20 protein-coding genes and 2 pseudogenes are annotated in these 26,347 nt (G+C 39.0%); 17 read left to right on the top strand and 5 right to left on the bottom strand.

All coding sequences use genetic code 11. The features are described 5' to 3' along the window. The first annotated feature begins 86 nt into the window (after positions 1 to 86). The gene (locus IGJ87_RS07045; RefSeq protein WP_002288005.1) at positions 87 to 1,001 is read left to right on the top strand and encodes an aldo/keto reductase; all 915 of its coding nucleotides are present in this window, start codon (positions 87 to 89) and stop codon (positions 999 to 1,001) included. Between the two features lie 129 nt (positions 1,002 to 1,130). Here IGJ87_RS07045 and IGJ87_RS07040 read toward each other — a convergent pair whose 3' ends face one another. Further along, positions 1,131 to 2,699 carry a response regulator transcription factor gene (locus IGJ87_RS07040; protein ID WP_010726001.1) on the bottom strand — a complete coding sequence of 523 codons (1,569 nt, stop codon included), beginning with the start codon at positions 2,697 to 2,699 and terminating at the stop codon, positions 1,131 to 1,133. Further along, positions 2,692 to 3,855 (bottom strand): annotated as a pseudogene (locus tag IGJ87_RS07035) (sensor histidine kinase); the annotation flags it as partial. The gene IGJ87_RS07040 and the pseudogene IGJ87_RS07035, both read right to left, overlap by 8 nt. Before the next feature lie 156 nt (positions 3,856 to 4,011). On the opposite strand from IGJ87_RS07035, the gene IGJ87_RS07030 reads away from it, so the two are divergent. Continuing rightward, positions 4,012 to 5,331 (top strand): IS1380-like element IS1678 family transposase, encoded by a 1,320-nt coding sequence (locus tag IGJ87_RS07030; protein ID WP_000202380.1) that lies wholly within the window; start codon positions 4,012 to 4,014, stop codon positions 5,329 to 5,331. Positions 5,332 to 5,533: 202 nt separating this feature from the next. On the opposite strand, the pseudogene IGJ87_RS07025 reads toward IGJ87_RS07030, so the two are convergent. Together IGJ87_RS07025 and IGJ87_RS07020 are read right to left on the bottom strand one after the other, a co-directional pair. Continuing rightward, positions 5,534 to 5,827 (bottom strand): annotated as a pseudogene (locus IGJ87_RS07025) (hypothetical protein); the annotation flags it as partial. A gap of 13 nt (positions 5,828 to 5,840) precedes the next feature. Beyond that, entirely contained in the window at positions 5,841 to 6,857 is a 1,017-nt protein-coding gene (locus tag IGJ87_RS07020) for an ABC transporter substrate-binding protein (RefSeq protein ID WP_010725999.1), read from the bottom strand. A gap of 219 nt (positions 6,858 to 7,076) precedes the next feature. On the opposite strand from IGJ87_RS07020, the gene chvE reads away from it, so the two are divergent. The 5 genes from chvE to IGJ87_RS06995 all read left to right on the top strand — a co-directional run bounded on the left by chvE (position 7,077) and on the right by IGJ87_RS06995 (position 13,874). Beyond that, a complete protein-coding gene (chvE, locus tag IGJ87_RS07015) occupies positions 7,077 to 8,165 on the top strand; it encodes a multiple monosaccharide ABC transporter substrate-binding protein (RefSeq protein WP_002298998.1) in 1,089 nt (362 codons plus the stop codon). Positions 8,166 to 8,218: 53 nt separating this feature from the next. Beyond that, complete coding sequence (gene mmsA, locus IGJ87_RS07010) at positions 8,219 to 9,745, top strand: multiple monosaccharide ABC transporter ATP-binding protein (protein ID WP_104770864.1); 1,527 nt, start codon at positions 8,219 to 8,221, stop codon at positions 9,743 to 9,745. A gap of 1 nt (position 9,746) precedes the next feature. Further along, positions 9,747 to 10,952 (top strand): multiple monosaccharide ABC transporter permease, encoded by a 1,206-nt coding sequence (mmsB, locus tag IGJ87_RS07005; protein WP_002298996.1) that lies wholly within the window; start codon positions 9,747 to 9,749, stop codon positions 10,950 to 10,952. A gap of 256 nt (positions 10,953 to 11,208) precedes the next feature. Then, on the top strand, positions 11,209 to 12,186 hold the full coding sequence (gene guaC / locus IGJ87_RS07000) for a GMP reductase (RefSeq protein ID WP_002287992.1): 978 nt from the start codon (positions 11,209 to 11,211) through the stop codon (positions 12,184 to 12,186). A gap of 263 nt (positions 12,187 to 12,449) precedes the next feature. Beyond that, positions 12,450 to 13,874, top strand: coding sequence for a PLP-dependent aminotransferase family protein (locus IGJ87_RS06995; protein ID WP_430609068.1), 1,425 nt, complete (start codon positions 12,450 to 12,452; stop codon positions 13,872 to 13,874). A gap of 41 nt (positions 13,875 to 13,915) precedes the next feature. Here IGJ87_RS06995 and IGJ87_RS06990 read toward each other — a convergent pair whose 3' ends face one another. Continuing rightward, the gene (locus tag IGJ87_RS06990; RefSeq protein ID WP_073460623.1) at positions 13,916 to 14,173 is read right to left on the bottom strand and encodes a hypothetical protein; all 258 of its coding nucleotides are present in this window, start codon (positions 14,171 to 14,173) and stop codon (positions 13,916 to 13,918) included. Between the two features lie 161 nt (positions 14,174 to 14,334). Here IGJ87_RS06990 and pdhA point away from each other — a divergent pair, with 161 nt between their 5' ends. The 10 genes from pdhA (at position 14,335) to IGJ87_RS06940 (ending at position 26,327) form a co-directional block, all read left to right on the top strand. Then, on the top strand, positions 14,335 to 15,444 hold the full coding sequence (gene pdhA / locus IGJ87_RS06985; protein ID WP_010725998.1) for a pyruvate dehydrogenase (acetyl-transferring) E1 component subunit alpha: 1,110 nt from the start codon (positions 14,335 to 14,337) through the stop codon (positions 15,442 to 15,444). 2 nt (positions 15,445 to 15,446) lie between these two features. Further along, positions 15,447 to 16,424, top strand: a complete 978-nt coding sequence (locus IGJ87_RS06980) for an alpha-ketoacid dehydrogenase subunit beta (protein ID WP_002289688.1) — start codon at positions 15,447 to 15,449, stop codon at positions 16,422 to 16,424. A gap of 24 nt (positions 16,425 to 16,448) precedes the next feature. After that, complete coding sequence (locus IGJ87_RS06975) at positions 16,449 to 18,092, top strand: dihydrolipoyllysine-residue acetyltransferase (protein WP_002324121.1); 1,644 nt, start codon at positions 16,449 to 16,451, stop codon at positions 18,090 to 18,092. A gap of 7 nt (positions 18,093 to 18,099) precedes the next feature. After that, complete coding sequence (gene lpdA / locus IGJ87_RS06970) at positions 18,100 to 19,506, top strand: dihydrolipoyl dehydrogenase (RefSeq protein ID WP_002289686.1); 1,407 nt, start codon at positions 18,100 to 18,102, stop codon at positions 19,504 to 19,506. 161 nt (positions 19,507 to 19,667) lie between these two features. Beyond that, complete coding sequence (locus tag IGJ87_RS06965; protein WP_002292206.1) at positions 19,668 to 19,943, top strand: UPF0223 family protein; 276 nt, start codon at positions 19,668 to 19,670, stop codon at positions 19,941 to 19,943. A 5-nt stretch (positions 19,944 to 19,948) separates the two neighbouring features. Then, positions 19,949 to 20,716 (top strand): inositol monophosphatase family protein, encoded by a 768-nt coding sequence (locus IGJ87_RS06960; RefSeq protein WP_002295483.1) that lies wholly within the window; start codon positions 19,949 to 19,951, stop codon positions 20,714 to 20,716. Positions 20,717 to 20,882: 166 nt separating this feature from the next. Then, positions 20,883 to 22,712: a translational GTPase TypA gene (gene typA, locus IGJ87_RS06955; protein WP_002288735.1), complete on the top strand. Its 1,830-nt coding sequence runs from the start codon at positions 20,883 to 20,885 to the stop codon at positions 22,710 to 22,712. 260 nt (positions 22,713 to 22,972) lie between these two features. After that, entirely contained in the window at positions 22,973 to 24,745 is a 1,773-nt protein-coding gene (recQ, locus tag IGJ87_RS06950) for a DNA helicase RecQ (RefSeq protein ID WP_002288736.1), read from the top strand. 113 nt (positions 24,746 to 24,858) lie between these two features. Next, the gene (locus IGJ87_RS06945; protein ID WP_002298990.1) at positions 24,859 to 25,161 is read left to right on the top strand and encodes a YlaN family protein; all 303 of its coding nucleotides are present in this window, start codon (positions 24,859 to 24,861) and stop codon (positions 25,159 to 25,161) included. Between the two features lie 2 nt (positions 25,162 to 25,163). Continuing rightward, positions 25,164 to 26,327, top strand: coding sequence for an FtsW/RodA/SpoVE family cell cycle protein (locus IGJ87_RS06940; protein ID WP_002298988.1), 1,164 nt, complete (start codon positions 25,164 to 25,166; stop codon positions 26,325 to 26,327). Positions 26,328 to 26,347: the final 20 nt, after the last annotated feature.

Here is a 26,347-nt window from a genome sequence, read left to right as displayed (position 1 = left end):
ATAATCGGAAGCGCCGATTTTAGTGAAGCCTTTTCATAAAGAGTGTGGTACACTTTTGTTGTGTATATAAATAAGGAGGAGTTCAGATGAAAAAAATTCAATTAGGTACTTCTGATCAGAAAGCAGCTGCAGTGATCTTAGGCTGTATGCGTATCAATAATGCGGAAGATCCAGTAAAAGTGATTGAGACAGCTTATGAAAACGGCATTGATTTTTTTGACCATGCAGATATTTATGGAAACGGTGAATGTGAAGAAATCTTTGCAGATGCTCTAGCAAAAACATCAATCAAACGAGAAGATCTTTTTATTCAAACAAAATGTGGAATCGTTCCAGGTGTGATGTTTGATTTTTCTAAAAAACATATCATTGAATCTGTGGAAAAAAGTTTGACCCGTCTGAAAATGGATTATGTGGATGCTTTACTTCTTCATCGTCCAGATACATTGGTAGAACCAGAGGAAGTAGCTGAAGCGTTTGATGAATTGGAACGGTCAGGAAAAGTTCGTTATTTTGGCGTCAGCAATCAAAAACCAATGCAGATCGAATTGCTGAAAAAATATGTTCGTCAACCATTAGTAGCTAATCAGCTCCAATTTGGCTTGAAACATACTGGAATGATCGATCAAGGGATTCATGTCAATATGACAGATGAAGCAAGTATCGATCATGACGGTAGTGTACTTGATTATTCCCGATTGCATGATATGACGATCCAAGCATGGTCACCATACCAGTATGGATTTTTTGAAGGTGTATTTATCGGGAACGAAAAATTCCCTGAATTAAACCAAACATTAGAAGAACTAGCAGCTAAATATCAAACAACACCAACTGGCTTGGCTTCTGCTTGGATTTTGCGCCATCCAGCCAATATGCAAGTGATCGCCGGTACGATGAACGTAGGGCGAATCAAGGAAATCGCTCAAGCTTCAGAAATTAATATGTCTCGGGAAGATTGGTACGAATTGTACCGTGCTGCTGGAAACATTTTACCTTAAAGATTGTCATAAGCAGGTCAAAAGGGCTATAAATTAAAAAGACAGAATAACTTGAAAGCTGTTTTCGGCTTCGAGATATTCTGTCTTTTTTAATTGCAAATGGAAAGAGTATCATTGTACGGATTTCGTTTATTGGTTATTTTTGTTTTTAAGGAAAAGTTGTGTCCGATATTCTTTTGGAGAAATCCCTTGTTTTTTCTTAAATAAATAACTGAAATAGTTAGGGTCATTATAACCAATTTCAAAAGCAATATCTGAAATACGATAGTCTGATTGCTGCAATAATTTTTTTGCTAATTCGATTCTTTGTTCTGTCAGATAATCGATGAATGTTTGGTTAAACGATTGAGAAAAAATCGTACTGAAATGAGAGGGACTTAATGCAACTTGTTGAGCGACCCAAGTTAAGGACATATCTGGATCGGTAAAATTTTCTTTGATAAAATCCAATGCATGGTTCAAAATTGGCTGATATTTGTTCCTTGAAGGCTGTGAGGGCAGAGCAGTTAAGAAAGAAATGAACATATAAACTGTCGAACGGTAAAGCGAGTCGTCGGTGCTGATTGCTAAGCGTTGACTGGTGGATGTGCAATGAACCATTTCTTGCGGGATTTTCTTTTCTTTCAGGCAGACATGCTGGAGTAGCTTAGTCAAGACAAATAAACGATATAATCGTGTTCGAGTTGGTGTGCCTTGTGGTTTCGTCAAGTGTTCGATGTACTTAGATACTTCGTTTTTCGATAATGAAGACAAATCAAGTGAGAGGTCAAAGTAAAAGACAGAATCAACTGGAAGTTTCGCTTCTTGAATCAAATCCTCATAGCTGATAATTTGTTCTTTAAGGGAACTGGCGGTTTCAAGTATCATCTGCGTGATCTCAAAAGATGCAGGTAATTCGCTGATTCTTTCTGCGACAGGACCAATGGCGACAGAAAAATTATTTTTTTGTCCCTTTTCTAATTCATGGACCAACGTTTGGGCTACCTGATAACTGGTCTCGATCACATTTTCTTCAAGAGAATCAACTATTAAAAATTTGATGAATCGAGAGGAAACAGCAGAGAAGATCACTTGTTGATTCTCCCTAAATAAAAACTTTAAATAATCACTGAGATGAGCGTAATCTTCAAAGTCTGTACTAACTTGGTTTGCTGCTAATAATACGGTCATTTTTTTCCCTGCTAAAGAGCGATTGAAAGATTCAGCAAGTTTCAATGTTTCACTGATCGTAAGTGAGCCTTTGAACAAACCGTTCAAGAAATGATTTTTTTTCAATTCGAAAACAAGATCAGAAGAAGTGTGCGTTTCTTTTTGCTGCAAATCTAAAGCAGTTACTGCTTTTTCTATTGCTTGTTTCAATTCGTTACTTTTAATCGGTTTAAGCAGATAATCATCTGCCTGTACCTGGATTGCTCCTTTCATATAATCGAAATCGTCGAATCCACTAATAAATATGAGACGAGTCCAAGGAAGTAGTTTCCTTGCTTCTTTTGAAAAATTCAACCCGTCCATGAAAGGCATTTGGATATCAGTCAGAATGATGTCGGGCTGTAAGTCGATAATTGAAGACAGTGCCATCTCACCATCTCCAGCTTCGCCGACATAAGTGATTGGATAATAAGAACCAAGGACAGTTATTTGTTCCCGCAAGTTATTGCGAATGAGGTATTCGTCTTCGATGATAAAAACTTTATACATGTTTGTTTCCTCCAATTGTTTTGGGAGATAGAGGGATCATCAGTGTGACAGTTGTTCCTTCTCGGTATTTGCTGTCAATCGTGATAGGTTTTTGATCATTTCCGTAATAAAGAAGGAGACGCTTGTTTACGTTGTAAAGTCCGTAGCCGATACTGAAATCTGAATCGATCCCTTTGGCTAACTCTTTACGTATTTCTGCCAGTTTTTCTGCAGGGATTCCAATCCCGTTGTCTATGACTTTGAATTGGATCATCTCATCGATTTTGCATGCGGTAATACGAATAAATCCTTTGTGACGGACGTACTTCGTTCCATGGTACACAGCATTTTCAATCAATGGCTGCAAGATCATTTTTAAAATAGAAACAGGAAAAAGTGTTTCTGGTATATCGATCTTATAGTCAAGCATATGGCCGTATCTTATTTTTAAGATGACTAGATAATCATTGATATGGCTAATTTCTTTTTCAAGAGGAATCCAGTCTTGTCCTTTGCTTAAAGACGTACGAAAAAAGCCGGAAAGTGCATGGGTCATAGTCAGAGCTTCTTCAAAGCAGTCTTGTTCGATCAAAGAAATAATGGCATCCAAACTGTTATAAATAAAATAGGGAGTAATCTGAGCTTGCAATACACGAACTTCACTTTGTGCTAAATGGTATTGTTTCAAAGCGTTCTCCCGTAAAGACTGGTTTAGATCTTCCGCCATTTTATTCATGCTAGCGGTAAGTGTTTGTAATTCCAGTGTTTCCGGCAGGGTTAAACGAAAGCCAAGGTTCCCTGAAGAAAGTTGTTCTGACATCTCGATCAGCTGATTGATCGGTTCTTGGACCTTTCTCTCTAAAAAGCGACGATTCTTTTTCGCATAGAAAAAAATGGTACTAAGAACTCCAAGTTCCACTATTGTTAATAGAATGAGCGAGCGGACAAGTGTCGTATTTTTTTTGCTTGCTAAGTCGATCTCCACACGAACAAAATCTTGTAAGATATCTGACAGCAGTTGAGTGACAGAATCTACCTGATTGATGATCTCTTCATTGGTATCCATAAAATCTTTTGCCAAGATATTATTGATCAGCTCGTTTTGATAATCTTCCAGTGTATCGATCGTACGTAGCGATACATCTAACGTACTAATTTCTTTAAGTGTATTTGTATTACCTGAATAATTCATACTTTTAATTAAAACCATGTGAAACTGCCTCACGGCAGCTTACAATTACTTTTTCATCTTCACCCGTTAAGTGATGAAAAAAGAACCCCTTTCTGCTATGGTTAAAGTGACTAAACCAACCAAAAGAAAGGAGTTCTTTTCATGACTAGCTTACACAAAAACCAAGTAAAATTCAATTCAAATATCACTATTTCTCATACAGGTGGTCAATTATCGAGTGATTCGGGTCTCGTCCTAGTGAAAGAGCTGATGAACATCTTTGGTTTTTCTGAACTGGCTAAGCAACACATTCACATTGAAGACGAACGAGCGTATTTTACTCATGACAACTTATCCATACTTGAGCAGTTCATTATGCAATTAATTGCTGGTTACTCAGCTGATTCTGCAGCTAATCTCCTGAGACAAGATCCTGTGTTTAAAGCTGTTTTAGATAGGAAAGAACTCGCTTCTCAATCTTCACTTTCCCGATTTTTAGATCGACTATCTGAGGAGAATATCCATGAACTTCAAGCTTTGAACCAAGAACTTATCGATAAAGCACGCCTCATCCGTAATGATACGGAATTAATCATTGATTTAGATTCGACCCATTCAGATACATTTGGTCACCAAGAACAAACGAATTATAATACACACTACCAAACCTATGGTTACCATCCATTGGTAGCTTTTGACGGATTGACTGGTGACTTCTTAAAAGCTGAACTACGTTCAGGAAATCAATATACATCAAAAGGCGTAAAGGAGTTTCTCACACCTTTATTAGAGCACTATAATCACTCTCTACCAAACACTGACATCTTGGTTCGTGGAGACAGCGGGTTCGCTACACCTGGTGTGTATGATTCGTGTGAATCAAAAAAGAGTCATTATGTTATTCGACTGAAGAATAATCGTAGACTAGGTCAAATAGCTGAGAAATCAGTACTTTATGGCGATAATCAAAAGTGGGAAGAACGAGAAGTTCAGTACTTCTCGACCACTTATCAAGCACAATCCTGGTCACAAAGTCGTCGCGTGTGTATACGCTCAACACGTGAAGCGGGCGAACTACTCTTTCGACATGAATTTATCGTGACGAATCTATCAGAAAATGTTTCTCCTGATACCATCTTTTCTATCTATGCCAAACGTGGCACAATGGAGAACTTCATTAAAGAAGCGAAAGCTGGCTTTTACTTTGACAAAACAGACAGTCCTCGCTTTTTGGAGAATCATGTCCGAATGATGCTCAGCTTGATAGCTTACAACTTAGTCAACTTCTTAAGAACGATTGGCTTTGAAGAAGTCCAAAAGGGAATGACCATTCATTCTATTCGATTGAAGTTTCTGAAAGTTGCTGGGAAATTAGTCCAAACGGGTAGACGAGTCTATCTCAAATTATCTAGTTATCATGTGTATCAGAATGAATTCTACAGGGTCTTTGCTCGCCTGAGGCGAGCCAGTCAATGGATCTAATCCAACAATCTAACGATTTTTTTACTGGGAAGTTATCCAGGGAGAAGTATGCTCAAAATGCCTTACACCCAAAATTTATTCCTCAATATTTTTGAACAGTGAATGTTTGAAGTAACTTTTTAGTCAAAATCAGTTGATAGGGATATTAGTGATACATATTTCAATAAAATGTGCCAAAGAATTAAAGCTATGAATTATTCAGGGTATTATTTTTGATCTCTCGAATATCATTCCTAAGTTCTTCTAGGATATTTTCCTCATTGAACTCATCTACGGTTACTTGGCCAGAAATCAAGTCCCACATACTTTCCAAAACTTTTTGATCAACCTTCAAAGCAATTGCATCTGCTTTTTGGATATTTGCGATCGTCTGTTGATAAATCAAAAGCTGTTGCGAATATAACAGTATGCTCAGTAGCAAAGGGATAACAGCAAATAGAAGCATGGCTTTGTTTGCTTGGGCAAAAATCTGTTTTATGCTTAAATTTTTTGTCATGATACTTCTCCAGTCAATAATTTCTGGTTGGGATGTTAGTTATATTCTGCTGGGAAAAGACAGTCTCGGAAATAAAAATATCTTTAGGTAATGTTTTTCCTGTTTGAATATTTCCAAAATAACGAGTAACGGTATTGGCTACATACCAGCCGACATCAGGTTTACACTCGACTACACAATTGACGATTCCTGAGCGTAGCTTCTCGATCATATCTTCTTGTCCATCAATCGTTACAATGATCAAATCTTCTCCAGGTTTGATTGATGTTTCTTTTATCGCAGCTAAAGCACCGTGAGTCATTTCATCACTATGGCTGTATAATACATCGATTTCGGATAAATCATTTGTTTCTAAATATCGTTTCATCTGGTCTTTTCCTTTCATCCGAATAAAATCACCGACAATTCGGTGAACAATAGTCATCGGAGGTTTATGGTCGATGGTTCCATCTTTTTTTAGGGTTGGTTTACGATTGATTGATTCCAAAAATCCTTCGGAGCGTAGCTTGGTCGGTGTGGAGTTCTCTGAACCAGCAAGTTCTAGGATTCTGATTTCCTGTTTCTTTGAATTTGTGAAGTGATTGCTGACAAATAAACCCGCCCGATTTCCTTCTGCTTTGAAACTGGGGCCAATGTGGGTGACGAAAAGCTCGGGATCATTCGTTTGAATATGTCTGTCGACAAGTATGACAGGGATCCCTGCTCGCTTTGCTTCTTTTAATACAGAGTCCCACCCGGATTCTTGCAAAGGAGTAAAAATGATCATATCCACTTTATAGGCAATGAACGTCCGTATATCTTGGATTTGCCGTTCCTGATTCATGTAGCCATTTCGGTAGAGAACTTGGTAATCTTCTTTTTCAAGCGCAGTGATAATTGATTCAGTATGCTTTTTCCGCCAGCTACTCTCCGTTCCTGATTGCGAAAAACCAACGACTAGTGGGTCAGGTGCTTCCTTTGTATTAGGTGTACACCCCATCATTTGGTAAGCGATTACAACAAGGGCTAAAAAAAATAAAACACGTTTCACTTTAAATCACTCCATCTGGATTTGTTAGTACTATCTTATCAGATAAAAGGGAAAATCAAAGTCAAAAGGAATCAATCGAAAAAAATCCAAGAAACTTAAAAAAATCCAAGACAAAAAAAGTACACCTAAAAAATTTAAAGTAAATCCCATAAAAAAATCAATGTTAACGCTTTCTTTATTAGCTATACTCGGTGTATCAATTGAAATGGGGGATAAAAAATGAAAAACAAATTTAGAAAGATTGTTGGGAGTATCGCTATTTTGACCGCAAGCATTCTATTAAGTGCGTGTGGCAATTCAGGATCTGCAGATGATAGTACGGGGTATGTAGGAATCGCTATGCCGACCAAATCAGCAGAAAGATGGATCGCTGATGGGAACAACATGGTCTCGGAATTAGAAAAACTGGGTTATAAAACAGATCTTCAATATGGAGAAGATAAAGTAGAAAATCAAGTAGCACAAATCGAAAATATGATTACAAAAGGGGTAGATACACTTGTGATTGCTTCTATCGATGGTTCGGCTTTAACTGATGTGTTAGCTAAAGCAAAAGAAGCAGATATCAAGGTGATCGCCTATGATCGTTTACTGATGAATTCAGAAAATGTCGATTATTACGCGACTTTTGATAATTTTGGAGTAGGTGTATCGCAAGCAGCTTATATTGAAGAGCACTTAGGATTGAAAGAAGGAAAAGGACCATTCACGATTGAATTATTTGGTGGCTCGCCTGACGACAACAATGCACTAATTAATTACAACGGAGTGATGTCTGTTTTACAACCATATATGGACAACGGTCAGTTGGTTGTGCCATCTGGACAGACGAGTTTCAGTCAAATCGCTACGCTTCGCTGGGATGGTTCTACGGCGCAAGCAAGGATGGATAATCTGTTAAGCGCAAATTATACTGACCAAACATTGGATGCTGTTTTGTCGCCATATGATCCAATAAGTTTAGGGATCATTTCGTCATTAAAAGGCGTGGGGTATGGGAGTGAAAGTAAACCTTTACCTGTGATTACTGGACAAGATGCGACAGTTGCTGGCGTTAAATCGATCATTGCCGGGGAACAAACACAAACGATCTTTAAAGACACACGTATCTTAGCAAAAAATACGATTGAAATGATCAAAGCAATCAGTGATGGAGAAGAGGTCCCGGTCAACGATACTGAAACTTATGATAATGGGGTGAAAACTGTCCCTACGTATTTAGCAAATACAGTATCTGTCGATAAAGATAATTATCAAGCAGAGCTGATCGACACCGATTATTATAAAGAATCCGATCTGAAAAATTAAGAGGAACCAAACAAGGAACTAAAGAGATCTAAGTCAGAGAGAGGATAAGAATTATGGCGGATTGTATTTTAAAAATGGCAGATATCACCAAAAAATTTTCTGGAATCCGAGCGTTAGATTGCGTGAATCTGATGATTGGACGTGGGGAAATCCATGCATTGTGCGGAGAAAACGGAGCGGGAAAATCAACATTGATGAATGTCTTGAGCGGCTTGTATCCATATGGCTCCTATGACGGGGAAATCTTTTATGATGGAAAGCTGTGTCAATTTAAAGATTTGAAAGATAGTGAAGAAAAAGGCATCGTCATCATTCATCAAGAATTAGCACTAAGTCCTTATCTTTCAATAAAAGAGAATATTTTTCTCGGAAATGAACAAGCAGAAAGAGGCGTGATTGATTGGGAACTGACAGAAAAGAAAACGTATGAACTGCTGAATAAAGTCGGTTTGTCTATCGACCCGAATCTTCTAGTATCCCAGATTGGCGTAGGGCAACAGCAATTAGTTGAAATAGCTAAAGCATTATCAAAATCCGTCCGTCTGTTGATTTTGGATGAGCCTACCGCTGCATTGAATGAAGAAGAAAGCGCGAATTTGCTGAGATTGATCCGAGAGTTGAAAGAGCAAGGTGTAACCTCCATCATTATTTCACATAAGCTGAATGAAATCGTGGATATCGCAGATCGAATCACCATTTTACGGGATGGACAGACGATTGAGACACTAGAAAATGAAATGATCAGCGAAGAGCATATTATTCGCGGGATGGTGGGCAGAGATTTAGTTGATCGTTATCCTGAAAGAAAACCGGATATTGGAGAAGTTTATTTTAAAGTAGAAGACTGGACGGTCTATCACCCTCTTGATCATGAGCGAATCATAAATGACCACATCAACTTGCATTTGAAAAAAGGAGAGATTGTAGGAATAGCTGGACTGATGGGAGCGGGCAGAACTGAATTCGCTATGAGTCTATTTGGACATTCTTATGGAAGCAAGATATCCGGACGTATATTAAAGGAAGGGGCAGAGATATCAGTTAAGACCGTTCCTTCAGCCATTGCAAACGGACTCGCTTATGTCTCGGAGGACCGAAAATCTTTAGGACTGAATCTGCTGATGGATATTCGGGAAAACGTGACGCTGAGCAGTTTGGATAAAATAAGTCAAACAGGAGTATTAGATAAAGAAAAAGAAGTAACTGAGGCAGAAAATTTCCGGAAAAAGATGCGTATAAAAACAAACTCCATCCATCAAATTGTCAGTAGTCTTAGTGGTGGGAATCAGCAAAAAGTCGTTTTATCCAAGTGGCTGATGACACAACCCGATATTCTTTTTTTGGATGAGCCAACCCGTGGGATAGATGTTGGGGCAAAATATGAGATCTACACGATTATCGAAGAAATGGCAGCAAATGGCAAAGCTGTCTGTCTTATCTCTTCTGAACTTCCTGAAATATTAGGGATGTGTGATCGAATCTATACGATGAACGAAGGACGTATTACAGGAGAAGTCTCGCGAGAAGATGCAGATCAGGAAGTCTTGATGAAATTAATGACGAAAGAAGAGGTGGGTTAAGTTGGAACAGGCAAAAAATCTTACGGATAAAAAAGAGAAAAAACTAAATTTGAAAAGTAGAGCAGCTGATCTTTTTGGTCGCTACAGCATGGTGATCATTTTAGCGGGACTACTTATTGCGTTTCAATTGATGACGGATGGTATTTTCTGGCGTCCATTGAATATAACTAACCTTGTTCTGCAAAATAGCCATATATTAGTACTAGCTGCAGGGATGTTATTAGTTGTGCTCTTAGGTCATGTGGATTTGTCGGTAGGGTCAGTGATGGCGTTTGTTGGTGCAATTGCGGGCATGATGATGGTCAATCGCCAAATGAACCCGTGGATGACAGTTATCGCATGTCTTGCAGTAGGCGGGCTGATCGGCGCATGGCAAGGTTTTTGGGTAGCTTATGCAGGGATACCGGCGTTTATCGTGACTTTAGCAGGATTGCTGATGTTTCGTGGACTGACACAAGTTGTTCTAGGAGGCCAATCTCTAGCACCTTTTCCAGCTGTTTTCCAAAAAATGTCTACGGGTTATTTACCAGACTTAAGCGAAGGAAGCAGCCTTCACTTCTTGACATTGATTTTAGGAATGATCATCACGATCGTGTTAGTTGTTGGTCAATGGCGAACAAGAAATCGTCGGAAAAATCATTTATTTGAAGTGGAATCTCCAGCAGCTTTCTTGGTAAAGGCGGTATTTACAGCAGTCGTTGTACTAGGAATAACTTATATCTTTGCCTCTTATCAAGGGTATCCGATTATTTTGATCATTCTTGGTTTGATCGTTGCAGCATATGGGTTTTTGACAAATAAAACAGTAGCAGGTCGACAGATTTATGCGACGGGCGGAAATCGAAAAGCGGCTGAACTATCAGGGATCAAAACAAAGCGAATCACGTTCTGGGTATTCGTCAACATGGGAGTCATGGCAGCTTTAGCTGGATTAGTTTTAGCTGCTCGATTGAATGCGGCAACACCTCAAGCAGGTACATCGATGGAACTGGATGCAATGGCGGCAGTATATTTTGGTGGTGCTTCGACTTCCGGCGGCATTGGAACAATCATGGGTGCGATTGTCGGTGGCTTGGTCATGGGTGTATTGAACAATGGCATGTCGATTTTAGGCGTCGGGGTAGACTGGCAGCAGGCAATCAAAGGATTGATCTTGCTTTTAGCCGTTGTGTTAGACTTGTATAATAAGAAAAAACGAACAACGTAGGAGAACGCCGGTTATTCAGAAAAAAGACTGTGACAAGACATTTGTCACAGTCTTTTTTTTGCTAAAAGCGAACATTCATTGTTTCGTTTGTATAGACTAAAAATAATATATGTTTTTTTACCATTCGTATAAATTCTCTTTTTGCTCTTGATTTTTTTGCTTAATTGAGTTAAATTACATAGGGCGCTAAAAAAAGCCTTGATTAAATTAATAATGTTCGTGTTTTGCTAGATGTGAACATCAGGAGGATAATGTAATGAAAGTATTTGATTACGAAGATATTCAATTAATTCCTAATAAATGTATCGTAAATAGCCGTTCTGAATGTGATACAACGGTCACATTAGGTAAACATACATTCAAAATGCCAGTAGTGCCTGCCAACATGCAGACGATTATTGATGAAACAATCGCAGAATTCTTAGCGGAAAATGGTTATTTCTATATCATGCATCGGTTTGATGAAGCAGCTCGAATTCCGTTTATCAAAAAAATGAAAAAGCGTGGATTGATTACCTCAATCAGTGTTGGCGTCAAGAAAGAGGAATATTCCTTTATAGAGAAGTTGGCAGAAGAATCGCTAAATCCTGATTATATCACTATCGACATCGCACATGGACATGCTAACTCAGTTATTGATATGATTCAGCATATTAAAAAATATTTGCCTGAAACTTTTGTGATTGCCGGTAATGTTGGTACACCGGAAGCCGTCCGTGAATTGGAAAATGCGGGCGCAGATGCAACAAAAGTCGGGATTGGTCCAGGAAAAGTATGTATTACAAAAATCAAGACAGGCTTTGGGACTGGAGGCTGGCAACTGGCAGCTCTTAGATGGTGTGCGAAAGCAGCTCGCAAGCCGATCATCGCTGACGGTGGGATCAGAACACATGGCGATATTGCAAAATCTGTCCGTTTTGGTGCGACAATGGTCATGATTGGTTCATTGTTTGCCGGTCACGAGGAATCTCCTGGCGAAACAAAAGTCGAAAATGGAATCGTGTATAAAGAATACTTTGGTTCTGCTTCAGAATTCCAAAAAGGCGAAAAACGAAATGTTGAAGGAAAGAAAATCTGGATCCAGCATAAAGGATCTTTGAAAGATACACTAGTGGAAATGCAACAAGACCTTCAATCATCTATTTCTTATGCTGGAGGAAGAGATCTGGAAGCCATTCGAAAAGTTGACTATGTCATCGTGAAAAATTCGATTTTTAATGGAGACACAATCTAAAAAATAAATAAAATATTAGGATGTTGTGAAAAAGTTGTCCTGCATTAAGTAATAAGAACAGCCAAACAAAAATAGTTCTTTATATGTTTTGTTTGGCTGGACTTATTATCGCAGATACAAGCTTTTGAACATCATTATTCAGAATAAGGGACTGTGATAAGACTTTTGTCACAGTCCCTTATGTTTTGCAAAAAAAGTTTTTCTTTTTTCTCGTAAATTCGGTAAAATCAAAAGAAAAAATAGACAATAGAAAAGAGAAGCTTATGTGGGAAAAAGTAGAGAAAAAACAAGGACCGATTTATCGTCAAATCATGGAACAGATTATGAGAGAAATCGAAAACGGAAGGATCAATCCTGGAAGTCAACTTGAATCAGAACGAAAACTAGGGCAACTTTTTGGTGTGAATCGTTCCACCGTTGTCCATGCATTGGAAGAGCTTAGGGAGCTTGGGGTACTAACGAGCAAACGTGGCAGCGGATGGTTTGTTAATCAGACTGAATGGGGGAAATTCGCTGTTCCAAGAATCGATTATCGGCAAATGATCTCTCCTCGTTATGAGCAGATGGACTGGTATGAGCAAAAAATAAGAGAAGCAAAGCAGATCCAAAAAACATCGTTTCTTGATTTATACGCTAGCGAGATGCCAGATGAGCTTTTGCCGAATTTTGAGTTTCCTTCTTATTCTCTTGAAGAAATCTTAGCGGAAGAAAAAGAAATGGATCTTTTAGGCTATACTCCGTTACGTAACAAAATCAAACGGTATTTGGAAAGTAAATTTGAATTGGCATTTTCCCCCAACCAGCTTCTTGTGACTGGTGGCGGTCAGCAAGCAATCTTTTTGATTTTACAAACGATTCTTTCAGCTGGAGAGGGGATAGCTGTAGAGTCACCTTCTTTTTTTTATCGATTACCTCTTTTCAAAGCTTCAGGAACGCGTTTATTTGGGATACCGATGGATGAAGAAGGGATCGACTTAGAAAAACTGAAAGAATCGATCCATAAAAATAAATTGAAAGCAGTGCTTATCAACCCGAATTTTCAAAACCCTACAGGAAAAGTGATGAGTCAAAAACGACGAGAAAAGCTAGTAGAATTGTGTCGACAGTATCGGCTTCCAATTATTGAAGACGATGTATTTACGGATCTTTCATTTCTAAATCAAGAAGAAGTCCTTCCTATACGAACGATTGATCCGGATAATGTGTTATACGTCGGTTCGTTATCTAGGGTTTTAGGAAAAACAACGAAAATCGGTTGGGTGATAGGACCTGAGACTTTTATCTCGCAACTAGCTCAAGCGCAAGAAATGATGGAGTTTTCGATGAATATCCTTACACAAATCACAGTGGCTAATGTATTTAATGAAGCAATTGATTTGAAAATGCAAGATGTAAGAAAAAAGTTGAAAGAAAAAAGCCGACTGATAAGCGCTTGGGGAGATTCACAATCGTTTTTCAAGCTTCATTCAATTTTAGGTGGTTACTATGCCTGGATTACTTGGGATGGGAAAAAACTAGACCCCGAACTAGCAGAAAAAGTAGTAGATATGGGTCTTGGAATTGCACCAAGTCTACTTTTTGGGCAAGATATAAATGGAATCAGAATCAATTACAGTAGGCTGGATGAAACCCAAATACCGTTGTTTTATTCAAAGATGAAAATTCTAGAAAAGTGGTTAACAGAATAATTTAACAAAGTAAATAGATTAAAGAATATAACAGCTTGGATTTAAATTTCAAGCTGTTTCTTTTTTTTCGGAAAAAGAATACGATATAAAGAAACTAAGAAAAAACCATTATTTGTACGTCCGTTCACGATGTGTAAATAAAATAAATATTTGCAACAAAACTGTATAACACCAACGTTTCTAAATAGAAACAGATGGTTGTAAGTTTGATTAGAAAATAGAAAAAATGCAGATGAAATATAAAACGCTTTCCTTATTGTGATTATATTCACTAATGCTGTTAATATGCGGATTGGCATAATTTCCTTTCATCGTGAAAATTTGTGCTTTTAGCTTGTATTTCTCATAAATCCATGATAATTTATTAATGAAGACGGTTAAATAGTGATACAGTTTTATTCACTGTTTCAATCGCAGAATGAAGAGATTTTCTTATAGATGAGAGAGGAATGTGTGACAAATGGCAAACAAAAAAGCACCGATCGACTTCCAAGCACTGCTAGATGAAGTCAATGCAGATTTCCCAGTATATCAAGCAATTGATCAAGATGGAAACGTAGTTAACAAAGATTTAGTACCTGATTTATCCGATGATGAACTCGTTGAATTAATGACTCATATGGTATGGTCTCGTGTATTAGACCAACGTTCAACAGCGCTGAACCGCCAAGGACGCCTAGGCTTTTTTGCACCAACTGCTGGACAAGAGGCAAGTCAGCTGGCTAGTGCTTACGCATTTGATAAAGAAGATGTTCTTCTTCCAGGTTATCGGGATGTACCTCAACTAGTAAAACATGGTTTACCTTTATCTCAAGCTTTTTTATGGTCTAGAGGACATGCTGCAGGTAATTCTTATCCGGAAGAATTGAAAGCTCTACCACCACAAATCATCATCGGTGCACAATATGTACAAGCAGCCGGTGTTGCATTAGGTTTGAAGAAACGAAACAAGAAAAATGTCGTCTTCACTTATACTGGTGATGGCGGTTCATCACAAGGTGATTTTTACGAAGCAATCAATTTCGCTGGCGCTTACCATGCAAATGCCGTATTTTATATCCAAAACAACGGGTATGCGATCTCTACACCTCGTGAAAAACAAACTGCAGCAAAAACACTTGCACAAAAAGCTGTCGCAGCTGGGATTCCTGGTATTCAAGTCGATGGAATGGATCCGCTTGCAGTATATACTGTATCTAAAATGGCACGGGAATGGGCAATCAGTGGAAATGGACCAGTCCTAATCGAAACACTGACTTATCGTTATGGACCACATACACTATCTGGTGACGATCCAACCCGCTACCGTACAAAAGACACAGATGACGATTGGCAGAAAAAAGATCCATTGATCCGCTTCCGTAAATATTTGACGGAAAAAGGACTTTGGTCTGAAGAAAAAGAAGAACAAGTCATCGAAGCAACTAAAGAAGAAATCAAAGCAGCTATTGCTGAAGCCGACAAAGTACCAAAACAAAAGGTTTCAGATTTCTTGAAAAACATGTTCGAAGTATCTCCACAATCAATCAAAGAACAAATTGCAATTTATGAAGCGAAGGAGTCGAAATAATCATGGCACAAAAAACAATGATCCAAGCAATCACAGATGCCTTAGCACTTGAACTAGAAAATGACGAGAATGTCGTTGTTTTTGGTGAAGATGTTGGGAAAAACGGAGGAGTTTTCCGGGCAACTGAAGGATTGCAGGAAAAGTTCGGAGAAGACCGAGTATTCGATACTCCTTTAGCTGAATCTGGAATCGCAGGATTGAGTTTCGGTCTTGCGTTAGAAGGATTTCGTCCAGTTCCTGAAATCCAATTCTTTGGTTTTATTTTCGAAGCAATGGACGAAGTAGTAGCTCAAATGGCTCGTACAAGATATCGAATGAGCGGCACTAGAAATCTACCCATCACAATTCGTTCGCCATTTGGTGGCGGTGTTCATACACCAGAATTGCATTCGGATAATTTAGAAGGTTTGATCGCTCAGTCTCCTGGTATTCGAGTAGTGATTCCTTCCAACCCTTATGATGCAAAAGGACTATTGATTTCTTCTATTAGAAGTAACGATCCGGTTGTTTTCCTAGAACACATGAAACTATATCGCTCATTCCGAGAAGAAGTGCCGGATGAAGCTTACGAAGTTCCTTTGGATAAAGCAGCAGTTACTCGTGAGGGAACAGATGTATCTATTATCACATACGGAGCAATGGTGCGTGAAGCAATCAAAGCAGCAGACAATCTTGCAAAAGAAAATATATCTGTTGAAATCATTGATCTGCGTACAGTTGCGCCATTAGATGTAGAAACGATCATTCAATCCGTGGAAAAAACTGGTCGCGTAGTTGTTGTCCAAGAAGCACAACGACAAGCGGGCGTTGCCGCGCAAGTAGTTTCTGAGATCTCAGAACGCGCTATCCTTTCATTAGAAGCCCCAATCGGACGAGTTTCTGCACCTGATACAGTCTTCCCATTTGGACAAGCAGAAAATGTCTGGTTGCCAAATGCAAAAGATATCGAAGACAAAGTAAAAGAAATCGCGGAATTTTAAGAAAAGAAGGGACGAAACAAAGTCATGGCTTATCAATTTAAATTGCCGGATATCGGTGAAGGAATCGCAGAAGGTGAAATCGTCAAATGGTTCGTCAAACCAGGAGATACGATCAATGAAGATGATACATTACTAGAAGTTCAAAATGACAAATCAGTAGAAGAAATCCCGTCACCTGTTACAGGAACGGTTAAAAATGTGATTGTTCCAGAAGGTACCGTAGCAAATGTTGGGGATGTATTAGTAGAAATCGATGCACCAGGACACGAAGACAATGAAGGGGACAGTGGTGTAGCCGCAGAATCCCAAACTCCAGCTAAACCGGCTGCTGAACCCACTGTTGATACAGAATCAGCTGGATCGTCAAGCGAAGGAGTCTTCCAATTTAAGTTACCGGATATCGGTGAAGGAATCGCAGAAGGTGAAATCGTCAAATGGTTCGTCAAACCAGGAGATACGATCAATGAAGATGATACGTTACTAGAAGTTCAAAATGACAAATCAGTAGAAGAAATTCCGTCACCTGTCACAGGGACAGTTAAAAACGTGATTGTTCCAGAAGGCACTGTAGCAAATGTTGGGGATGTATTAGTAGAAATCGATGCTCCTGGACACAATAGTGCACCGTCAACTAGTGCGCCATCAGCTGAAGCACCAAAAGAAAAAGTGGAAACATCAGATTCAGCAAGTGTCGTTGAAGCTGCCGATCCAAATAAACGTGTATTGGCTATGCCATCTGTTCGTCAATTTGCCCGTGAAAAAGATGTAGATATCTCACAAGTAACTGCAACTGGAAAAGGTGGCAGAGTAACAAAAGAGGACATCGAAAACTTCTTGGCAGGAGCTCCAAGCAGCGCACCAGCGAAATCAGAAGCGCCAGAAGCGGCAACTCCGAAAGAAGCAGCTCCTGCAGCAGAAAGCAAACCCGCTGAACCAGCAAAACCATTCAAGTCCAACTTAGGAGATTTGGAAGAGCGTGTAGCAATGACACCAACACGTAAAGCTATTGCTAAAGCAATGGTCAATAGTAAGCATACAGCTCCACACGTGACATTGCATGATGAAGTAGAAGTGTCTAAACTATGGGATAATCGGAAACGATTCAAAGAAGTAGCTGCTGCAAATGGTACGAAACTTACTTTCTTGCCATATGTCGTGAAAGCTTTAACAGCGACTGTTAAGAAATACCCAGTATTAAATGCATCTATTGACGATGCAAACCAAGAAATCGTTTATAAACATTACTACAATATCGGTATTGCAACAGATACGGATCACGGATTATATGTACCAAATGTAAAAGATGCAGACCGCAAAGGAATGTTTGCTATTGCAGATGAAATCAATGAGAAAGCAAAATTAGCTCATGACGGCAAACTATCTGCAGAAGATATGCGCAATGGAACAATTACGATCAGCAATATCGGATCTGTAGGTGGCGGTTGGTTTACACCAGTCATCAACTATCCAGAAGTAGCTATTTTAGGTGTAGGAACGATTGCGCAACAACCAATCGTAAACGCTGAAGGCGAAATCGTTGTCGGTCGTGTGATGAAACTATCACTAAGTTTTGATCACCGTATCGTAGATGGAGCAACTGCGCAACAAGCAATGAACAATATCAAACGTCTTTTAGCTGATCCAGAGCTATTAATGATGGAAGGATGATAAACAAATGGTAGTTGGAGATTTTGCTGTAGAATTAGATACAGTTGTAATCGGTGCGGGACCTGGCGGCTATGTAGCTGCCATCCGTGCTGCTGAAATGGGACAAAAAGTAGCAATCATTGAAAGAGAATATATTGGCGGTGTTTGTTTGAACGTCGGCTGTATTCCTTCAAAAGCATTGATAGCTGCGGGACACCATTATCAAGAGTCACTAGATTCCGAAATGTTTGGAGTAACTAGCGAAAATGTCAAACTAGATTTTGCGAAAACACAAGAATGGAAAGAAAACAAAGTTGTCCATACGTTGACTTCTGGTGTTGGTTTTCTATTAAAAAAACATAAGGTTGAAACAATCGAAGGCGAAGCGTTCTTCGTAGATGATCACACACTACGCGTCATTCATCCAGATTCAGCTCAAACTTATTCGTTCAATAACGCAATCATCGCAACAGGTTCCCGTCCAATCGAGATTCCAGGATTTAAATTCGGCGGACGTGTGTTAGATTCTACTGGCGGATTAGCATTGAAAGAAGTACCTAAGAAATTTGTGATCATCGGTGGCGGTGTGATTGGTGCCGAATTGGGCGGAGCGTACGCAAACTTAGGAGCAGAAGTAACGATTCTTGAAGGCTCACCACAAATTTTACCAACTTACGAAAAAGATCTCGTAAAATTAGTAGAAGATGATTTCAAGAAAAAAGGTGTAACAGTCGTAACGAATGCGATGGCAAAAGAAGCAGTCGATAACGGTGACAGTGTGACAGTGAAATATGCAGTGGACGGGAAAGAAGAATCTGTTACTGCTGACTATGTGATGGTCACTGTAGGACGTCGTCCAAATACGGATGATATGGGCTTAGAACAAGCGGGTGTCGAAGTAGGAGAACGTGGATTGATCACAGTAGATAAACAAGGACGTACGAACGTACCTAATATCTATGCCATCGGTGATATCGTTCCAGGGGCGGCATTAGCGCATAAAGCTAGTTACGAAGCAAAAATCGCTGCTGAAGCAATCTCTGGCAAAAAAGTAGCTGTAGATTATAAAGCAATGCCAGCAGTTGCCTTTACTGATCCGGAATTGGCTTCTGTAGGTATGACAATCAAAGAAGCAAAAGACGCAGGTATCGAAGCGAAAGCATATAAATTTCCATTCTCAGGGAACGGTCGAGCATTATCGCTAGGTAAAACGGAAGGATTCATCCGTTTAGTCACGACGATCGAAGATAACGTGCTTATTGGCGCGCAAATCGGTGGAGTCGGCGCAAGTGATATGGTCTCTGAATTAGCTTTAGCAATCGAATCAGGAATGAATGCTGAAGATATCGCCTTGACGATTCATCCTCATCCATCTCTTGGCGAAATCGTCATGGATGCTTCGGAATTAGCATTAGGTTTACCAATCCATATTTGATTTGAATAATACAGGCGAAACGCAACTGAAAAATCAGTTGCGTTTTGTTTTTTAGAATTATTAATAATATTATTATGTAAACTTAAAAATATGACAACTTCTTGGTTTATTACCACTTCCTATGCTACACTGAAGAGGAATATGAAATAGGAGAGTTGAAGATGCAAGAATATCAGTATCCACTTGATTTAGATTGGACAACAGACGAAATGGTCATTGTAATGAAGATGTGGGAAGATCTGGAACGTGCGAATGAAAAAGGGATAAACAATGAAGCTTTTTTGAAGACTTATCAGCAGTTTAAAACTGTTGTCAAATCCATTGGTGAGGAAAAACGATTGGGACGGGAATTTGAAAAAGCTTCCGGTTATTCTTTATATCGTACAGTGCAGCAAGCAAAAAAAAATCCAAACAAAACTTTGAGAATGAACGGGTGAGATAAATGGAACAGATGATTGATCATATCAAGTCCTGGCTTGAAGAAGCTGGTGAGAAAATCAAATCTTCTCAACAAACATTAACAATCTCGCAAAAATCAAATCGAACGGATCTAGTAACAAATGTCGATCGAAACATCCAGAATTTTCTAATCGAAAAAATCCATTCCTTTGATCCAGAGGCGAAAATATTGGCAGAAGAAGAAGGGTGTAATCAATTATCGGATCTCGATGGAAGAGTCTTTATCATCGATCCTATTGATGGCACCTTGAATTTTGTGATTGAAGGGGAAAATTTTTGTATTATGCTCGCTGTTTATGAATCCGGCGTTGGAAAGCTTGGTTTCATTTATGACGTGATGAGAAATGAACTTTTTTGGGGTGGAAAAGGAATAGGCGTGTATAAAAATGATGAGCCATTGCCTAGACCAGCAAATAAATCCTTATCGGAAGGCTTACTTGGTGTGAATAGTTATCTTTTCGGTCATAATAAATATGGAATCCGAGAAATTGCGGAAAGCAGCATGGGGACACGTATGTACGGATGCGCTGGTCTTGAACTAGTGGCAATCTTGAAAGGAAACCACATTGCTTATATTTCAAACCTTAGCCCTTGGGATTATGCAGCGGGAAATGTCTTATTGGAAGAGTTTGGTATGGTAACAAGCGGTCTTTTTGGTACTCCTTTGACATTTGAAAAAAGGGAATACTATTTAGCAGGGACTTCTTGTGCATATGCAGAAATCGCAGACCTTTTGAAAAAAGAAGGCTGAAAAAAGGTAGAAATCATTCACAAAAATGATAAAAACGGGCAAAAGATTAATTTTCTCGAAAAAATGAAAACATTTTACTATATTTCATGAAAAAAGTCTGCTATAATTAGCAGTCGAGTAAAATTTGCCCTGTCATAAAGAACCAATAAAAAAGGAGTTAGTTACATTGAATTATAGAAACGATATCCGTAACGTCGCAATTATTGCCCACGTTGACCACGGAAAAACAACATTAGTTGATGAACTATTAAAACAATCAGATACATTAGACGCACATACGCAATTGCAAGAACGTGCGATGGACTCAAATGCGCTAGAAAAAGAACGTGGTATCACGATTTTAGCCAAAAACACAGCTGTAGACTATAAAGGAATTCGCGTAAACATCATGGATACTCCAGGACACGCGGACTTCGGTGGCGAAGTAGAACGGATCATGAAAATGGTTGACGGCGTTGTGTTGGTCGTAGATGCGTATGAAGGAACAATGCCTCAAACACGTTTTGTATTGAAAAAAGCACTGGAACAACATATCACACCAATCGTTGTCGTAAACAAGATTGACAAACCTTCTGCTCGTCCTGAGCATGTCGTAGATGAAGTTCTTGAACTATTCATCGAATTAGGAGCAGATGATGATCAGTTAGACTTTCCTGTGATTTATGCATCTGCACTAAATGGTACGTCAAGCTTGTCAGATGATCCAGCAGATCAAGAACCAACCATGGCACCTATTTTTGATACAATTATTGAAAAAATCCCTGCTCCTGTCGATAACAGCGACGAACCATTACAATTCCAAGTTTCATTACTTGACTACAACGATTATGTAGGTCGTATCGGAATCGGACGTGTATTTAGAGGAACAATCAAAGTAGGAGACCAAGTAGCATTAATTAAATTAGACGGAACAGTTAAGAAATTCCGTGTAACGAAATTATTTGGTTTCTTTGGACTAAAACGTCTAGAGATTCAAGAAGCAAAAGCTGGAGACTTGATTGCTGTCTCAGGTATGGAAGATATCTTTGTCGGTGAAACAGTTACTCCTGTGGATCATCAAGATGCGTTACCTATCCTTCACATTGACGAACCAACATTGCAAATGACTTTCTTAGTTAATAATTCACCATTTGCCGGTCGAGAAGGTAAATTCGTAACCGCTCGTAAGATTGAAGAACGTTTGATGGCAGAACTTCAGACAGATGTATCCTTACGAGTTGAACCAACAAACTCTCCAGATGCATGGACAGTTTCTGGTCGTGGAGAATTGCATTTGTCTATCTTGATTGAAAACATGCGCCGTGAGGGATACGAATTGCAAGTATCTCGTCCAGAAGTTATTGAAAAAGAAATCGACGGTGTAAAATGCGAACCGTTTGAACGCGTGCAAATCGATACACCAGAAGAATATATGGGTAGTGTTATCGAGTCCTTGAGCTTACGTAAAGGTGAAATGCAAGATATGGTCCATACAGGAAACGGACAAATCCGTTTGACATTCTTAACACCTGCCCGAGGTTTGATTGGTTATTCAACTGAATTCCTTTCAATGACACGTGGTTACGGAATCATGAACCATACTTTTGATCAATATCTGCCAATGCTTCCTGGTCAAATTGGCGGACGTCACCAAGGGGCGCTTGTTTCGATCGATACAGGAAAAGCAACGACTTATTCTATCATGAGTATCGAAGAACGCGGTACAGTCTTCGTAGAACCAGGTACAGAAGTATATGAAGGAATGATTATCGGGGAAAACAGCCGTGATAATGATTTGACTGTCAACATCACGAAAGCAAAACAAATGACAAACGTACGGTCTGCTACTAAAGACCAAACATCTGTCATCAAAAAACCAAAACAATTGACGTTGGAAGAATCTTTGGAATTCTTGAATGATGATGAATATTGCGAAGTAACACCAGAAAGCATTCGCTTGAGAAAACAAATTTTAGAGAAAAATGCTCGTGAAAAAGCATCTAAAAAGAAAAAATAATCTGTAAAAGGATGAAGAGAGAAACCAGCTTGTTATAAAAAATAGCTGGTTTCTTTTTTTGTCCAACTCTTTTCTGTGGAGAAGTCATCTTTGTCAATGGACATAAATTCAGAAAATACGCCAAAAGACGTTTAAAAGACTTTTAAAAAACTTATTTCTAGAGAGTTTTTGTTTCATAACAAGATAATGTTTCACGAAAGGAGATCAACTTGTCCTTCGAAGAAAATCGAAGTAAAATGGCAAGAGAAAGGAGCGGGAAGATGAACGACTTATTAAAACAATACTTTGGCTATGATGAGTTTAGACCTGGTCAAAAAGAAATTATCCAGAAAGTCATTGATCAGGAAAATGTATTAGGAATCATGCCTACCGGAAGTGGGAAATCAATCTGTTACCAGCTTCCAGCTTTACTATTAGATGGGCTTACTGTGGTTGTGTCCCCTTTAATCTCTTTGATGAAGGATCAGGTGGACGCGGCGAATCAATTAGGTATACCCGCCACTTTTATCAATAGCTCGTTAGATGGTTACGAAACAGCTAGACGCTTCCAAGAAATCGATAGACAGCAGTACCGTTTACTTTATATCGCTCCTGAACGTTTTATCATGCCAGATTTTATCCAAGCAATGAAGCGATGGAACGTCCGTATGATCGCTATTGACGAGGCACATTGTATCTCTCAGTGGGGGCATGATTTCCGCCCAAGTTATTTACAGATGGCGAACCAGCTAGATCAACTGCCAAATCGTCCTGTAATTGTTGCTTTGACAGCTACAGCGACTGTGCAAGTAGCTGCTGACATAAAAAGACTTTTAAAAATTCCAGAAAACAACCATATTCAGACTGGTTTTGAACGAGAAAATCTACGATTTCAAGTAATTAAAGATCAAAAAAAAGAACAATATCTAATCGAATATTTAAAGATCAACAAAAATCAATCTGGTATCATTTATGCAGCAACGAGAAAAGAAGTAGACCGTCTCTATCATTTGCTTAAAAAATTCGATTTTTCCGTGGGTAGATATCATGGTGGTCTAAATGAGAATGAGCGAACAGAAATGCAAGAAGCCTTTTTATACGATCGCTTGCAGCTGATTGTAGCGACAAATGCATTTGGTATGGGTATAAATAAAAGCAATGTCCGTTTTGTTATCCATTATCAAATTCCTGGCTCTCTAGAAGCATACTATCAGGAAGCTGGTCGGGCGGGAAGAGATGGTCTTTCCAGTGAAGCCATCCTGCTTTTCTCTCCTCAAGATATCCAAGTCCAAAAGTTTTTTATCCAGCAGTCCCAAAGAGAAGAAGGGCAAAAGCAAAAAGAATATGAAAAATTAAAAGCGATGACAGAATACGTGTATATTGAGTCCTGTCTTCAGCAATACATCCTAAACTATTTTGGCGAGACAAGCAGTCCGTGCAACCGTTGTGGTAACTGTTTAGATGACAGAGAAATAGTAGAAGTAACGACAGAAGCACAGATGGTTCTTTCTTGCTTAAAACGTATGGGTGAGAACTATGGTAAACAAATGCTGATGAAAGTCTTAGCAGGATCGAAAGAACAAAAGCTGCAAGCTTTAGGTTTTGGACATTTATCTACCTATGGACTGATGAAAAACCAATCGCAAAAAGAAACGATGCAGTTAATTGAATATTTGATATCGAATGGCTATCTTCTGACCATCAATGGTGAGTATCCTGTTTTGAAAGTAACAGAAAGAGGGATACAAGTATTGAAAGGACAAGAATCTGTTTATCGAAAGGAACCCAAGAAAGTCCAGCAGCTATCGGATGAAGAAACCGATACACTATTTGAAGTGCTGCGGGAACTGCGAACGGATCTAGCATCAGAAGCAGGCGTTCCCCCGTATGTCGTATTTTCAGATTCCACATTGAAAGAAATGAGCCGAATACGTCCATCAAGCAGATTGGAGATGCTTCAGATAAAAGGGGTTGGCCAAAGCAAGCTTGATAAATATGGCGAAGCCTTTTTATCTCGGATAAAAAATGCGGACTCTAACGTTCTGGATAAGTAGAAAGAACGAATACGTAAAAATGAATAAAAACAACTGGTTAAATCTGTTTTTTTTGCTCCTTATGAAAATCAAATATGTTATAATTAAGGAATTAGAATGGGAGGTAAGCACAGATGGATTCTTTGTCGAAAAAACTTGCGATCCAAGTATTAAATGATGAAGCAGAACGGATCAAACGATTAATCCGAAATCAAAACAACAGTCTCTGTATCTCACAATGCAAAGCCTTCGAAGAAGTGGTAGATACACAGATGTACGGCTTTTCCCGGCAAGTCGGTTTTGCTGTCCGTATAGGAGTAATCGGAAAGAACGAGGGCCAGCTGATGTTAAGTGAGCTAGAACGAGAATTGAATCAGTTATATAGTGAGGTTTACCAAGAAAATTATGATAAAAAAGAAGTTGGCAAGGAGGAATAGACTTGCCTAAGAAAGTGAAAAAAAGGCATCTATTAGACTATAGCATCTTGATTCCCTATTTAATTTTATGTGTATTGGGATTGATCATGGTATATAGTTCTACGTCGTATCTATTATTAGAAAACGGACAAAATCCGTCCGCATCAGTCATTAACCAGAGTATTTTTTGGGTGCTTAGCTTGATTGCTATCGCACTACTTTATAAAATGAAAACAGATGTTTTGAAAAACCAGCGTTTGATCATGGCAGCCATCGCAGTTTTGACGATTTTGCTGCTGATTGTTGTGTTTTTTGGTAAGGAGATCAATGGGGCGAAAGGTTGGCTGCAAATTGCAGGATTCTCGATCCAACCTGCCGAATACCTAAAAATCATTTCTATCTGGTACCTGTCTCTGACTTTATCTAAAAGACAAAACAGTGTACAAAAAGATTTTCTTGGGACTGTGAAACGTCCACTTGCAATGGTTATCGGACTTACTGCATTAGTCGCTATTCTTCCCGATTTTGGTAATGCGGCAGTTATCTTTTTGATTATTTTGGTTCTGCTTTTAGCCAGCGGAATCAATTATGTGTATACTTTGATTGTAGGAGTAGGAGGCTTTTGTCTAAGTACTTTTACGATCTGGCTGATCAATATCACAAACGGAAAGATCTTACCTGGACGTTTACAGTATATCTATAATCGATTTGCTATTTACCAAAATCCTTTCTCAGACGAATTAAATAAAGGGCATCAACTAGTCAACGGCTACTATGCCATGTTCAACGGAGGACTATTTGGCAGGGGATTAGGTAACAGTATCCAGAAAAAAGGATTTTTACAAGAAGCACAAACCGATTTTATTTATGCAATCGTAGTGGAAGAACTGGGAGTGATTATGGGGATTTTGATATTAGCGTTGCTATTCTTTATGATTGTGCGCATTGTCCTTGTAGGTATCCGTTCAAAAGATCCGTTCAATTCGCTTTTGTGCATTGGGATCGGCGCAATGTTTTTGATCCAAGTATTTGTCAATCTTGGAGGAATTACTGGTGTTATTCCTTTGACAGGGATCACGTTCCCATTTTTAAGTCAAGGAGGCTCCAGTTTGCTGATGCTTTCGATTTGTGTCGGCTTTGTCCTCAACATCAGTGCGGATGAAAAACGCAAGAGCTTAGGTTTATAATAAAAAAAGATGTAGGAGTG

It is taken from the genome of Enterococcus sp. DIV1411a, from assembly GCF_050531945.1.
In the GTDB taxonomy this organism is placed as follows: Bacteria; Bacillota; Bacilli; order Lactobacillales; family Enterococcaceae; genus Enterococcus_B; species Enterococcus_B faecium.
This window is presented reverse-complemented; position numbering and strand designations above follow the sequence as displayed.

Excerpts from the sequence above, each read along its gene's own strand:
- IGJ87_RS07045 (WP_002288005.1), top strand. The coding sequence starts at position 87 with ATGAAAAAAATTCAATTAGGTACTTCTGATCAGAAAGCAGCTGCAGTG.
- IGJ87_RS07040 (WP_010726001.1), bottom strand. The coding sequence starts at position 2,699 with ATGTATAAAGTTTTTATCATCGAAGACGAATACCTCATTCGCAATAAC.
- IGJ87_RS07030 (WP_000202380.1), top strand. The coding sequence starts at position 4,012 with ATGACTAGCTTACACAAAAACCAAGTAAAATTCAATTCAAATATCACT.
- chvE (WP_002298998.1), top strand. The coding sequence starts at position 7,077 with ATGAAAAACAAATTTAGAAAGATTGTTGGGAGTATCGCTATTTTGACC.
- mmsA (WP_104770864.1), top strand. The coding sequence starts at position 8,219 with ATGGCGGATTGTATTTTAAAAATGGCAGATATCACCAAAAAATTTTCT.
- guaC (WP_002287992.1), top strand. The coding sequence starts at position 11,209 with ATGAAAGTATTTGATTACGAAGATATTCAATTAATTCCTAATAAATGT.
- IGJ87_RS06995 (WP_430609068.1), top strand. The coding sequence starts at position 12,450 with ATGTGGGAAAAAGTAGAGAAAAAACAAGGACCGATTTATCGTCAAATC.
- IGJ87_RS06990 (WP_073460623.1), bottom strand. The coding sequence starts at position 14,173 with ATGCCAATCCGCATATTAACAGCATTAGTGAATATAATCACAATAAGG.
- pdhA (WP_010725998.1), top strand. The coding sequence starts at position 14,335 with ATGGCAAACAAAAAAGCACCGATCGACTTCCAAGCACTGCTAGATGAA.
- IGJ87_RS06980 (WP_002289688.1), top strand. The coding sequence starts at position 15,447 with ATGGCACAAAAAACAATGATCCAAGCAATCACAGATGCCTTAGCACTT.
- IGJ87_RS06975 (WP_002324121.1), top strand. The coding sequence starts at position 16,449 with ATGGCTTATCAATTTAAATTGCCGGATATCGGTGAAGGAATCGCAGAA.
- lpdA (WP_002289686.1), top strand. The coding sequence starts at position 18,100 with ATGGTAGTTGGAGATTTTGCTGTAGAATTAGATACAGTTGTAATCGGT.
- IGJ87_RS06965 (WP_002292206.1), top strand. The coding sequence starts at position 19,668 with ATGCAAGAATATCAGTATCCACTTGATTTAGATTGGACAACAGACGAA.
- IGJ87_RS06960 (WP_002295483.1), top strand. The coding sequence starts at position 19,949 with ATGGAACAGATGATTGATCATATCAAGTCCTGGCTTGAAGAAGCTGGT.
- recQ (WP_002288736.1), top strand. The coding sequence starts at position 22,973 with ATGAACGACTTATTAAAACAATACTTTGGCTATGATGAGTTTAGACCT.
- IGJ87_RS06945 (WP_002298990.1), top strand. The coding sequence starts at position 24,859 with ATGGATTCTTTGTCGAAAAAACTTGCGATCCAAGTATTAAATGATGAA.